The sequence below is a fragment of the Photobacterium aquae genome, from assembly GCF_001029445.1.
GTDB lineage: Bacteria > Pseudomonadota > Gammaproteobacteria > Enterobacterales > Vibrionaceae > Photobacterium > Photobacterium aquae.
On sequence record NZ_LDOT01000013.1, the window covers coordinates 97,927 to 110,452 of the forward strand.

A 12,526-nucleotide genomic window follows, 5' to 3' on the forward strand; every position below is an offset into this window, starting at 1 on the left:
TACACAGCATTTATGCCATCCCGCCGCTATTTTCGTTATTTAAATATTGCCTTTGTAGTATGGGTTGAGCAGGTATTTCACCCGCTTAAGCACGACAAGTGCCGTAACCCGCCCCCAGCCGAACAACACCCGCTGATGAAGCCTGAAAATAGTATCGTAGAGGTTACGCACAAAACGTCCGCGTAGGATTAACTTACCTTGCATCAACGTTCCGACCGCATAACTATGACCGAGCGCCACAACCATCCCGCCATCCCGGAATACAAATGGCTGCAAGGTCGCCCCTTTTGCCAGGCGATAAAACTGATGGGCCAAGTGTGCGGCAGCCTGATTGGCTGCCTGAGCCCTCGGGGGGACAAAAGTACCATCAGGCTGAGGGCACTCGGCACTGTCGCCCAAGACAAAAATATCACTATCGGTTACCGACTGAAGCGTAACGTCGACCTGTATCTGATTGATTCGGTTGGTCGCGAGCCCATCAAGCCCTGCTAGCCAATCAGCGCACTTGATCCCTGCCGCCCAAACCATCAAATCGCCTTTGAACCGCGCACCCTCCGATGTCACAAGGTAACCGTGTTCAGCCTCATGAACGCGTACCCCAGTGAGTACAGTGACACCTTGATTTTCCAGTTCACGCTGCACTTTTTCCGACATACAAACAGGGCTGGCTGGCAGCACCCTATCAGAGGCTTCAACCAAGGTAACAGTCAATGATGTTGCCTGCTGATAACGGGAAAGCTGGCGATTAACCTTCGCCAACTCGGCAGCGAGCTCGACCCCTGTCGCCCCCGCACCGACTATCACAACCTCCTGTTGCTGACCGGAGCGAAGTAAAGTATTAACTCGCTCCCATGCTTGCTGGGCTTGAGCTGCCGAATCTAAGAACAAGCAGTGCTCACTGACCCCAGGGGTTTTAAAATCATTGCTGACAGCACCGACAGCAATCACAAGATAGTCATACTGCATCTGCTGCTGGCCGTCCACAGAACGATCCAAACGGATCGTTTTCGCTTGGCGATCAAGCCCCGTCATAGCGGCCTGCACATAACGATAACCAACGCAGGCCGAGTGCTGGGCATAACTAAGACTATCGAGTTCATTGTCAAACGTTCCGGCAGCAATCTCATGCAGCCGAGGCTTCCATAGATGATGCGTAGCCGGCTCAACCAATACCACAGAATGCAGCCCGCTACGTCCCAACCGAGTCACTAACTCCAAGCCGGCAGCTCCGCCCCCGACAACAACAATCTTAGACATAGCGTGTCCTATTCATTTCGCACTACGAATAGCGCCTAGTTCAATATAATTTCCCGCCCTCAGGCAGATAAGATGTGCCACATTATATTGATACCAAATGAAATGATAATCCGCTAAAAATACAAATTACTATTACACAAGAGAAACAATCAGCCTATTAATTGCATCTCGATATTGATCAAGACAAAGCCGTTTCCAGCATATTCAAACAACAACCTCTATCCCTAAGAACTGCGACCCTCCCCTAAGTTCTGGCGCAAGCAATTATCACTGTCGCATCGCTATTCGTGAATAAACTCGAAACCGCAAAAAACTAAATTGGGCGTGCTTCATTGCCAGCGAATAATACGTTGAACATTACCTCAATAAGGACCATTACCATGCAAATTTCATTAAAGATGAAAGAGCTTGGCATTATGGTTGGCTTGGCGCTTGCCGCCACCTACAGCAGCCAATCGCTTGCCAGCGAAATTGAATGGGTAGCAGGGAAGACAAAAGTAAACAACGGCGACGTTGTAGTTTACCAATCCCAGTGCTTCAAAGCCCAAAACAACCCGGGCACGTGGGAAACACCGCGCCCAAGTAGCTGGTTCTGGGAAAGTGTGACCTGCAGCGGCACAACCAACCCAGACCCGGGGCCAAACCCAACACCGGATCCAGATCCTGATCCAAACCCGAATCCAGATCCGGACCCGAACCCAAATCCTGACCCAACGCCAGATCCAACGACTGCGATTCCGTGGGTTCCAGGACAAACCGATGTTAAAAATGGTGATGTTGTCGTCTATGACAATGTTTGCTATACCGCCAAAAACAATCCAGGTAAATGGGAATCACCTTCTGCCAATAGCTGGTTCTGGGATGTCACCGACTGCCCAACCGATCCAAATCCTAATCCCGACCCCGATCCTGACCCAAATCCAAACCCAGATCCGGATCCCGACCCGAATCCAAATCCTGACCCAGATCCAAACCCGAATCCTGACCCAGTACCGGGCGAATTCACCATCATTCCTGATGGCAAGGGTGGCTTCCTCATCCCACGCTCCGAGCTAACAGCCTATGAGGCTAGCCAAACCAATACCGAGCTATTCAAGTGGGTACGCTCTGATATCGAAACTCGTGACAACGCCATTGTTGAAGCGGTTGCGCCAATGAAATCAAGCAACCCTGAAAACGTTCAGCGTGCTGAGATGATCGTGGATGAGGCAATGTGGGAGTTCCTGTTCCCGCTCCGCAATGAGCAATACACCTATACCCGCTTCTTGCAGTCTATCGCCAAGTTCCCGGCATTCTGCCGCACCTATACCGACGGCCGTAATTCAGATGATATCTGTCGCCGCTCACTGGCTACCATGTTTGCCCACTTCGTGCAGGAAACCGGTGCCAATGCGCCAAACTGGGAAGTGACCCAAGGTGTACCTCGCTGGCGTCAGGGCTTGTATTACTTGCGCGAAATGTACAAGGACGAAAACGTTCATGACATGACCTATAGCAAGTGCTCAGGTTGGCAGGGCGAGCGTTGGCCATGTGCTCCACAAAAGAGCTACTTTGGCCGTGGCGCCAAGCAACTAAGCTGGAACTACAACTACGGGCCGTTCTCTGAAGCCATGTTCGGCGACAAGAACGTACTGTTAGAAAATCCAGCTCTGGTTGCTGACACCTGGCTGAACCTCGCTTCGGCGGTGTTCTTCTATGTCTACCCTCAGCCGCCAAAACCAAGCATGTTGCATGTTATTGACGGCACATGGCAGCCAAACGCCGCCGACAAGGCAGCAGGTATCGAACTTGGCTTCGGTGCAACCATTCAGATCATCAACGGTGCATTCGAATGTAACAAAGGTGCTGAGGACTACCGAGCCCAAAACCGTATCGACTACTACAAGTTGATTTCAAAAGAGTTGGGCTTGGATATTTCCGGTGAGAAACTCGGCTGTGCCAACATGAAACCATTCAATACCGATGGTGCAGGCGCACTCATGATCACATGGGACAAAGACTGGGGCTACAACGCCAACACCCCGGGCAATCAGAGCTTTATGTGTAAACTTGTTCCTTACCAATATGCCTATAATGCCCTCTATGAAGGCGATTATGAGAAGTGTGTCGAGCATCACTTCAACGTACAGGCAATTGATGAAAATGGCCAAGTTATCCCTGAAGGCAAGTAGGGAAAACAATAGGTTGGTAATACATTTACCCACCTAGGCCCAATAAAAATGGCCATGGTAACTACCATGGCCATTCCTTTTGCATTTACCAATCGTCGCTCTCTGTTACTCGACGACGCGCTCATAGGTTTTCTGCATCTCATCAGGCGCAATGCCATAACCACCATCGGCCAAATAGCCGTCTTTGTATACCGTCATCCCTTCTTTGTTCCAATCAACGGCAATGACGGCAGTTTCGCCATCGGTGCTGCCTAGCAAGGTCAGAACATCTTCGGTAATCGGGATCGCCTTGATCATTTTCAGGCGCTTGAACGGCATAAAGGTATTAAAACTTGGCAATTCACCATAAGTTTCGACCCACTTATCCTGAGGAACCAGCCATTCATTGAAAACGGCCCCGCTCACCGGCAGGGGATTGCGCGCAATAACAACCGTCTCGGTAATGGTATTTTCCGTTTCCAACTTGGGTTTGCCATCGCTGCCGGCCACATATGTTGGCATGACTGTGCCCAATTCAACTTTGTGTGGTAAACGGCCATAGGTGACAGCTTTTTTGCGAAATTGGGGCGCTTGTTCAAACTGAACCATGACTTCAGGAATAGACTGAAATGATACCGGTGCTGCATCAGCCGCAGCAACCGCTGGCATTGATGCCACCCAAACAGCCGCAGCCAGTAAAAACGTTTTCATTCGTTATCTCAATATTCTTTTGATTACTAGGTGAATAATATACCTGAGAGCACATATACCAGCACGAAATATCTTGCCATATTATTGCCACAATTTGCCCCAATTCATCTTTTTTGCTCCCCAATATCGCCTGTTTTGTTTGATTAAATAGACCAAAATATTCAGGGAGCCGAACAGTCATGGCACATTCAAGCCTCAATCATCAACCCCATACAGCATCACAATACCAACACCATAATCGGTGTTCTCGCCATCATAGCCACAACTGGATGGAGCGAGGCTGCCTTTGGATCACACCAATCATTTTGCTGCTTTCCTTCAGCCTATCCGCATTTGCCAGTCAGGACAATGAGTGGCATCCGGAATCATCACCATCGGCTGCGCATGATATAGGACTACTGTTCGAAACCCCTAAAGGCATCAAAAATGCCCCCTTGCTAGATACCTCTGTTTCTATGCACATTGCGGGTTTAATCAGCCGTTCGACGGTACGCCAAACGTTCACCAATCCCTCTCAGCAATGGATTCACGGGCGCTATGTTTTCCCGCTACCCCAAGATGCCGCTGTCGACCATCTCAGACTATGGGTTGGCGAACGTGTTATCGAAGGAGATATCAAGCCGAAGGAACTAGCCCGCCAGCAATACCAAGCTGCGCAGCAATCTGGCAAAAAAGCCAGTCTAGTGGAACAGCACCGTCCCAATATATTCTCTACCCAAGTGGCCAATATTGCCCCGGGCGAAACAGTGATCGTAGAAATCGAATACCAGCAAAGCGTTAGTTACGAAGGGGGGCTATTCAGCCTGCGATTCCCATCGGTCGTCGCTCCCCGCTATATTCCTCACCCAGTTGCAGACATACCACAAATAACCACGACCCATAGCGAAGATAACTTTGATAGTCACGGTTGGGGAACAGCTACCGTCTCTGACGCTGCCGACATTACCCCCCTCTACCGAACCGCAACAGAAAATGATGCAGCCCCCCACCCAGCGGCTAATTTGCCACTACAACTTACGATATCCTTGGCAGCGGGCTTGCCATTGCAGCAAATCGACAGCCCTAGCCACACCATCAAAGTAAGCCCTAGCGACAACAACCAATACCGCATCACGCTCAATGATGGGGCTATTGCCGATCGGGATTTTGTCCTTAACTGGCGACCGTCACCTAGTCAAAAACCACAGAGTGCCTTTTTCCAGCAACGCGGAAACGATGGCAAGCGCTACGGCCTGCTAATGCTGTTGCCTCCGCAGCCGAGCGAACAACTGCAACACCTGCCACGCCACCTGACTTTTGTGCTCGATATTTCAGGGTCGATGCACGGCGAATCCATCAAACAGGCCAAGCAAGCCTTACGTTTTGGTCTGAGCCAACTCAATGCTGACGATACCTTCAATGTCATTGTGTTTAATCACCATGCCCGCACATTCAGTGATTACCCACTCATTGCCTCCCCTGCCAATATCCAGCAGGCACAGTACTTCGTCAGCCAACTCGACGCTGACGGCGGCACGGAAATATCCACGGCCCTGAACCTTGCCTTTAATCAGGAAACCAACAAAGACAAACTAGAGCAAATCGTCTTTATCACAGATGGCAGCGTCGGCAATGAGGAAAGCCTATTTGAACAAATCCGACGCCAGCGCGGCGAACGCCGCTTGTTCACGGTTGGGATAGGATCGGCACCCAATGGCTACTTCATGACCCGTGCCGCTATGATCGGCAAAGGAACTTATACCTATATCGGCCAGATCAACGAGGTAGAACAACAAATGAACCAGCTTTTCTCTCGCCTACGCCATCCCGTTATGCGTGATATCGGCCTGCGCTGGAACGACGGTACAAGTGTCGACCATTGGCCTCAGCCACTGCCGGATCTCTACCTCCAGCAGCCTCTTGTGGTGTCTTTCATTATCCCTGAAGGGGCAAGCCATCTGGAAATATACGGCCTTGGCCAACATCAACGCTGGCTGCACACCCAAGAACTGCCACCGGCAGAGCCGCAAGCCTCTGCTATCGCGCCATCACCTACTATCGAGAATGACGACCAACGGCGGCCATCCCTGCAACCAAGCTCTCGCAATGGTATTGACGTACTGTGGGCCCGTAACAAAATCAGCAGTATCAAACTCAACCCACACCTAACAGCTCAGGAAAAGCAGAACCAAATCACCGCCATCGGCCTTGATTTTCACTTGGTCACCGACCACACCAGCCTGATTGCAGTCGACAAAACGCCAAGCCGTCCCAGTGACAGCATGGCACAGCAAAAATCCGTACCGCCACACATGCCAAAGGGATGGGATATGGCGTCAAGATCATTGGCACAAACCGGGCTGGCCAGTACCTCACTGATGGCCTTCGGTCTGCTGTGCCTACTGCTGGCGGGGCTAGGCTTTCGCTCTCCTGCGCAACGGAAAAAGCACCAACCGCAGACACCGACAGCCCTTGTACCCTAGCCCATAACCTATGACCCTTAACCGATAACAAGCTAATCAGGCGCGCAAACACCTTGTGCGCCACCGTTTACCAAGAGGCAAAGACAACGCTATGCGCCCCCGACATCTGCTGAGCAAGCTCACCCTCAACCACCACAACATCAAAACCTTGGGAGTCTGCCTATTATTGTCCGTCGGGCTCATGAGCTTCGGTCGGGGGGCATATATCCAACTAAAAGCCTATGTAGCGCAATGGCTGATAGAGTCAGCATGGCAACAACAGCAACTCACTGGCATCCCTCATAAACCATGGTCATGGGCCGATACCCATCCAGTCGCCAAGCTGATGCTTCCCGGGCAGTCACCGCTAATGGTACTAAGCGGTGTCAGCGGCCGAAATTTGGCTTTTGGCCCAACCCTACAACTCAATACCGCCGCCCCGTCGGACCATTATTCAGCCAATAACAGCCACGGCAACGTTGTGATTTTCGGCCATAACGATACCCATTTCCGCCCACTCGGCACGCTCAAGCAAGGCGATCGCCTCTCTTTGACTAATGTTAACGGGCAAACCATCGACTACCAAATCACCCAGATGGCCATTGTTGACGAACACCAAGTCCAAGTCGCACAAGACACCACCGAGGCAGTATTAACCTTAATCACCTGCTACCCCTTCGACAGCCTGTCTTCGGGCGGCCCCCTACGCTATGTTGTCAGGGCCGAACGCATTGCCCATTTCAATGCAGGTAGCCGCTAGTAAAATCACAGAAACCATTATCGACAACCTATTTCCCTGAGGTATATTTTGACCTTTATCAATAAAGCCTTGAGTATACATACCCTGTTTATTCAGCAAAGCGCATAATGGGATAAAATAACAGCGACAAATACCAACCACCGTCGCCGTTACCCGCCAAAGGAGGTTGATATGCGCCCTACACATTTCAAATGGTTACTTCATGGCATGACCCTTGCCCCTTTGGCCCATCTCGTCATTGGCGTTCCTGTTTACTTCATTTTATTTGCCGGTTCCTTCATGTATGCCATCGGGTTGTTGCTCTTCATCCTTGGCGGCCTTCTCCCCTTCGAATTCGTCCAATCAGCCGCCATGACCTATACCGTGTCGGGCAAATTACTGGTTGGCATGACATTCTATCAAGGCTGGCCTGTCCCCTTGTTCAGCCTTATTCCTGCAGCCTATGTCATACTACTTGTTATTGTTTATCATCGGCTTAAGGGATCAAACTTTCAGCCTTGGATAGGCTATGACATAGACACGCTCTGGCGCACCATTTTCCTATCACTAGTGCTAGGTATTGGGGGATTGCTGACCGGCGTCGGGCTCAACAGTGCTATGTGGATCTCTGGATGGGGGACAACCGGATACCTACTCTACCGTATCTGCCATTTTTATGTGCCGCTTTGGAGTCGGCGTTTGCGTCAGCACCTTGCCTCACATTATGAATAGGCCCGTAATAGAAGCGCCAAACGGTTTTGTGCTGCCCTACGTCCTTTTTCCGCCCTGCTGGGCACTGGTAATAATCAGCTCACGCAACCAACGGTGACTTGGATCATTATCAAAATGCCGGTTCCACACAAGCGCATAACATCCCGGTATAAACGTCACCGGTACATCCAGCATATGCAGTTTAAAATCTTTGTTCATAACACCGACGTACCTAGCAGGCGCGCACAGGATCAAATCGCTGCGCTCGCACAACCCCATCGCGCTTTGAAAATCCGTCATTGAGACGGCCATATCTCGGTGCCGCTGGTGATCGAGCTGTAACACATCATCCAGCAGCCACTTGTCAATTCCCCCAAACAAAACCTGTAGATGGCGGTATTTCAAGAACGTATCGAGATTCCAATCTTCCTTCAACAATGGATGCCCGTGGCGCACCAGACACACTGGATAATCTTTGACGAGCTCAGCGTAATTCAATGACTCTGGCAGGTTATCAAGATGCAGGGCAGAACGGGGATCCCATTCGCGACAGCTGATTGCCATATCTATATCGCAGCGCAACAACTGCTCTTCACTGGTTTGCGACCATGTATGGGTAATCACACTCACCTTGGGGGCCTGCACCAGCAAGTCGGGCATGAAATATGGGAAGGTCAGCGAATAGGCAGTCTCCACCATATGGATCTTAAAGATCCGCTGGCTCTGGCTCGGATCAAACACCTTCGGCCGGGTAAACTCTTCCAGCTGACGGATCACCCCCCGCAATTCGGGTGCCAGCTGACGCGCACGCGGCGTTGGCCGCAATCCAAATGCCGTTCGCTCAAACAGCGGATCATTGAACGCTTCGCGAAGCCGCCTCAATTGCTTGCTCACGGCTGATTGGCTCAAATGCAATTTGGCCGCAGCCCCTGTCACGCTCTGTTCTTCAAGCAGTACTTCCAGCACCCGCAGCAAATTATAATCAAATTGTGTCACTTGCTAGCCTATTAATAAAAATCCAATTTGCAATAGAACCCGTATCTATCCTGTAAACAATAAAAGGAAATAGCATATGAACAAAACACTATCCCAAGTATCAAGTACTACGCCAAAAAACCTAACACTTTTTTTTGACAGTAGCTGCCCACTCTGCACCAAAGAAATGCATTTACTTAAACAAGCTGACAGCAATAACCTCATCGAAATCGAAGATATCTTGGCTTCTGATTTTACCCAACGTTATCCAGATATTGATCCCGTTAAAGCCAATATTATTCTACATGGCAGACTCAAGGATGGCAGACTACTGTTAGGGCTCGATGCCACTGCCAAAGCGTGGGCACTCACAGGCAAAAAAACATGGGTACAATGGTTCCGATTACCTCTTATAAAGCCCATTGCCGATCTTGGCTACAAAATTTTCGCTAAACACCGGTATCGAATCTCATACCTGTTAACCGGAAAATATCAAACACCACCGTGTAAAACTTGCCTATTATCGGGTAAGCATTCCGAAAAGAGATACTAACAAGCTATTTCACTTACGCTTCACAGTAGCTCTATTCCTTTTATTGCTTACTACCCATGATAATTCCCCTCTCACTGCATTTTTTGTAGCACACGGGTAGCAATAACCCGTACTATACGCCCTCGTTTTTTTGGTGAGAGGCAAAATCGTGAAACGCGAACAGTTCGAGTTACTCGCTCCGGGTGGGGATGTTGATTCAATCAAAGCGGCTATTGCCGCTGGGGCAGATGCTATTTACTGCGGGCTAGATCGTTTCAACGCCCGAAACCGCGCGGCCAATTTAACTATCGACAACCTGAGCGGCGTTCTGTCTCTTGCCCACCAGCATAACTGCAAAATTTTTCTGACCTTAAACGTACTCATTCTGGAAAGCGAAATTCCAGCAGTAATGCGTTTGGTCAGCCAGTTGGCAACAACCGACATTGATGGCGTGATTGTGCAGGACCTTGGCTTAGCTTACCTGCTGAAACACCACTTCCCGCAGTTGGATGTACACGCCTCAACCCAATTAAACACCCATAACGAAGGACAAATTCTGTTCCTCAACCAACTGGGCACCAGCCGGGTAAACCTGTCTCGCGAACTCAACATTGGCGAAATAAAACACCTTGCACAGTTTGGCCACCAACATAATGTACTGATGGAAGTTTTCGTCCACGGTTCATACTGTATTGGCTTTTCTGGTTTGTGCTATATAAGCTCAGCCCGAAACGGGGCGTCGGGTAACCGTGGTCGCTGTAGCCAACCTTGCCGCGAACAATATGAAACCACCAATACTGGCAACCAATACCCGCTTAACATGAAGGACAACTCGGCCTTCAACGATCTCGAGGCCTTGGCCGATGCTGGCGTTTACTCGCTCAAGGTTGAGGGGCGGATCAAAAAATCTCACTACGTGTACACCGTTGTTGATAACTGGCGCAAACAAATCGACCGCCTATGCGATGGCGCGCCCCTCTCTAGCGATACTACCGAGCTATATACCGTATTCAACCGCGATTTCTCCAATGGCTTCCTGTCTGGAGAAATTGGCAAAAACATGTATATCGACAACCCGCGAGACCATGCTGCCAAGCACTTTTCAACAATCTACAAGTGTACAACGGACGAAAGCATTCAGGCGGTCAAAAAGAAACTCTACAACGACAAAACGGCCATCATCGAACATGTCCAGCAGCAAACAGCCGATTTTGACATTACCAACAGCAAGAGTGGCAGCCTAAAAGGGACCATCGATACCCCCGTATTGCCTCCGCTTGAACAAGCCGCAACCAATGACGCCGCCACACGTCTATCTGTGCTGATTTCATCGCCTAATGATGCCTTATTGAGCGAGAATGATAATATCGATGTCTATTACCAGATGCCGATGGGACTCAAGGCCGAATATGCCACGCTGGTCGCGCTATTCGAACAATTCCCTCGCATGAAACCTTGGTTCCCTGCCATTCTGATTGGCGAGGACTATGCCGCCGCTGGAGCATTCCTTGAAGCGCTGCGCCCTGACCTGCTGATCACCAACAACTCAGGAATCGGCCATATTGCCCAAATACTGGGTCTAGAGTGGATCGCCGGACCGCAAATGAACAGCACCAACTCGTACACGCTCAAATGTTTGCATCAAGAATACCAAGCCTGCGGGGCGTTTATCTCTAATGAGCTGAACATGAAGCAGATGCGACATATCAAGCGCCCGGCGGGCTTCCGTAATTTTTACAGTATCTATCATCCAAATACTTTGCTGACCAGCCGCCAGTGCTTATTCCAGCAAACCGAAGGATGCCGGAAAATCAAGGTTAATAACGGTTGCCTGCGCCGCTGCGACAAGCGCACCTCCATCATTAACCTAAAAGACAATCCGTACGTTATCCATAAACAAAAAGGCAGCCACAATAGTCTCTATGCCGAGCATAATGTCTTGAACTTGGCGATCCTTGATGATCTGCCAGAGCTCTTCACCGACCTACTGATCGACCTACGTGACATTCAAACTGAAACACAGGTCGCCCTTGAAAAGCCAGTACTCGTTGAGCTGTTCATGTCTGCTATCAACCGCTCTGCGGAGACTCAACAGGCCAAAGCCCATCTTGCAGAGGTCATCTCTCCTACCTTGAACAAGCAATACGACAAAGGCCTATAGGCACACAATACTACGGTGCATAGATAACACCACCATGCCCAGTTTGGCTGGGCATGGTATATCTTCCTTCCATTCTGCTCCGGCGCGCTTACTGGTCAAAAAAACAAGCTGACATACCTATTCACATCCACACTTAAAGCATCGCAAAACGTAAGATGGATATACCTACAAAATTATTTTCTTTTCTTGCGTCTTTTTTCCATCTCAAACGTCTGATACAAGACAGTATGCCCAGTAAAAGTTCAGCTCGGCACGATATATTGAGGTTCGATTCCATGTTATCTGAATGGCAAAATCACAAAGCGCAGCTAAGGAGCTACATCAACAAGCGCCTTGATGATACGGATGCTGTCGATGACATCTTGCAAGAGGTGTACATCAAAGCCAGCACCAATCTTCACCAACTCAAAGCTAGGGGAAGCCTAAGAGGCTGGCTCTATCGTATTGCCCATAATGCTATTATGGATTTCTACCGCGAACGGCAACCCTACGAAGCATTACCCGAATACATTGCCGAAGAAGAACTGACCACCAGTGAGAGAGCGCGGCAGGAAATGGCAGAAGCTCTCCGCCCCCTGATTGAAGAGCTGCCTGAAAAATACCGGCTTCCACTCCAAATGGCAGAGCTCGAAGGCATGTCACAACAAACGATTGCCGATACGTTAGGACTATCGCTCTCTGGTGCTAAAAGCCGAATCCAGCGCGGCCGGGTCAAGCTGCGTGAACAATTCATGGAATGCTGCGACATCGAGACCAGTAAAAGTGGCGTACTCGACTGTACCCCAAAGCAACCGGGTTGTACTTCCTCACACTGCAAATATGGCTGATTCATACAGATAGCCCGACGCC

General features: G+C 49.9%; 10 protein-coding genes. 7 read left to right on the forward strand and 3 right to left on the reverse strand.

Annotated features, from left to right (window positions below; all coding sequences use genetic code 11):
* Positions 1-39: 39 nt before the first annotated feature.
* A complete protein-coding gene (locus ABT56_RS11335) occupies positions 40-1,257 on the reverse strand; it encodes an NAD(P)/FAD-dependent oxidoreductase (protein WP_047878983.1) in 1,218 nt (405 codons plus the stop codon).
* 380 nt (positions 1,258-1,637) lie between these two features.
* Between ABT56_RS11335 and ABT56_RS11340 the strand changes: the two genes are divergently transcribed.
* Positions 1,638-3,428, forward strand: coding sequence for a chitinase (locus tag ABT56_RS11340; protein ID WP_047878984.1), 1,791 nt, complete (start codon positions 1,638-1,640; stop codon positions 3,426-3,428).
* Positions 3,429-3,533: 105 nt separating this feature from the next.
* On the opposite strand, the gene ABT56_RS11345 is transcribed toward ABT56_RS11340, so the two are convergent.
* The gene (locus ABT56_RS11345) at positions 3,534-4,118 is read right to left on the reverse strand and encodes a hypothetical protein (protein ID WP_047878985.1); all 585 of its coding nucleotides are present in this window, start codon (positions 4,116-4,118) and stop codon (positions 3,534-3,536) included.
* A gap of 179 nt (positions 4,119-4,297) precedes the next feature.
* On the opposite strand from ABT56_RS11345, the gene ABT56_RS11350 reads away from it, so the two are divergent.
* From ABT56_RS11350 to ABT56_RS11360, 3 genes are all read left to right on the forward strand, one after another.
* Positions 4,298-6,580: a marine proteobacterial sortase target protein gene (locus ABT56_RS11350; protein ID WP_084722223.1), complete on the forward strand. Its 2,283-nt coding sequence runs from the start codon at positions 4,298-4,300 to the stop codon at positions 6,578-6,580.
* Between the two features lie 91 nt (positions 6,581-6,671).
* The gene (locus ABT56_RS11355) at positions 6,672-7,319 is read left to right on the forward strand and encodes a class GN sortase (RefSeq protein ID WP_047878986.1); all 648 of its coding nucleotides are present in this window, start codon (positions 6,672-6,674) and stop codon (positions 7,317-7,319) included.
* Between the two features lie 171 nt (positions 7,320-7,490).
* A complete protein-coding gene (locus tag ABT56_RS11360; protein WP_047878987.1) occupies positions 7,491-8,030 on the forward strand; it encodes a hypothetical protein in 540 nt (179 codons plus the stop codon).
* Between the two features lie 36 nt (positions 8,031-8,066).
* On the opposite strand, the gene ABT56_RS11365 is transcribed toward ABT56_RS11360, so the two are convergent.
* Positions 8,067-9,005 carry a LysR family transcriptional regulator gene (locus ABT56_RS11365; protein ID WP_047878988.1) on the reverse strand — a complete coding sequence of 313 codons (939 nt, stop codon included), beginning with the start codon at positions 9,003-9,005 and terminating at the stop codon, positions 8,067-8,069.
* Positions 9,006-9,081: 76 nt separating this feature from the next.
* On the opposite strand from ABT56_RS11365, the gene ABT56_RS11370 reads away from it, so the two are divergent.
* From ABT56_RS11370 to sigZ, 3 genes are all read left to right on the forward strand, one after another.
* Positions 9,082-9,537, forward strand: a complete 456-nt coding sequence (locus ABT56_RS11370; protein ID WP_047878989.1) for a thiol-disulfide oxidoreductase DCC family protein — start codon at positions 9,082-9,084, stop codon at positions 9,535-9,537.
* Between the two features lie 148 nt (positions 9,538-9,685).
* The gene (locus ABT56_RS11375; RefSeq protein ID WP_047878990.1) at positions 9,686-11,677 is read left to right on the forward strand and encodes a U32 family peptidase; all 1,992 of its coding nucleotides are present in this window, start codon (positions 9,686-9,688) and stop codon (positions 11,675-11,677) included.
* 275 nt (positions 11,678-11,952) lie between these two features.
* Positions 11,953-12,504, forward strand: coding sequence for an RNA polymerase sigma factor SigZ (sigZ, locus tag ABT56_RS11380; protein ID WP_047878991.1), 552 nt, complete (start codon positions 11,953-11,955; stop codon positions 12,502-12,504).
* The last annotated feature ends 22 nt before the right edge of the window (positions 12,505-12,526 follow it).

Excerpts from the sequence above, each read along its gene's own strand:
- ABT56_RS11345 (WP_047878985.1), bottom strand. The coding sequence starts at position 4,118 with ATGAAAACGTTTTTACTGGCTGCGGCTGTTTGGGTGGCATCAATGCCA.
- ABT56_RS11360 (WP_047878987.1), top strand. The coding sequence starts at position 7,491 with ATGCGCCCTACACATTTCAAATGGTTACTTCATGGCATGACCCTTGCC.
- ABT56_RS11350 (WP_084722223.1), top strand. The coding sequence starts at position 4,298 with ATGGCACATTCAAGCCTCAATCATCAACCCCATACAGCATCACAATAC.
- ABT56_RS11340 (WP_047878984.1), top strand. The coding sequence starts at position 1,638 with ATGCAAATTTCATTAAAGATGAAAGAGCTTGGCATTATGGTTGGCTTG.
- ABT56_RS11370 (WP_047878989.1), top strand. The coding sequence starts at position 9,082 with ATGAACAAAACACTATCCCAAGTATCAAGTACTACGCCAAAAAACCTA.
- sigZ (WP_047878991.1), top strand. The coding sequence starts at position 11,953 with ATGTTATCTGAATGGCAAAATCACAAAGCGCAGCTAAGGAGCTACATC.
- ABT56_RS11355 (WP_047878986.1), top strand. The coding sequence starts at position 6,672 with ATGCGCCCCCGACATCTGCTGAGCAAGCTCACCCTCAACCACCACAAC.
- ABT56_RS11335 (WP_047878983.1), bottom strand. The coding sequence starts at position 1,257 with ATGTCTAAGATTGTTGTTGTCGGGGGCGGAGCTGCCGGCTTGGAGTTA.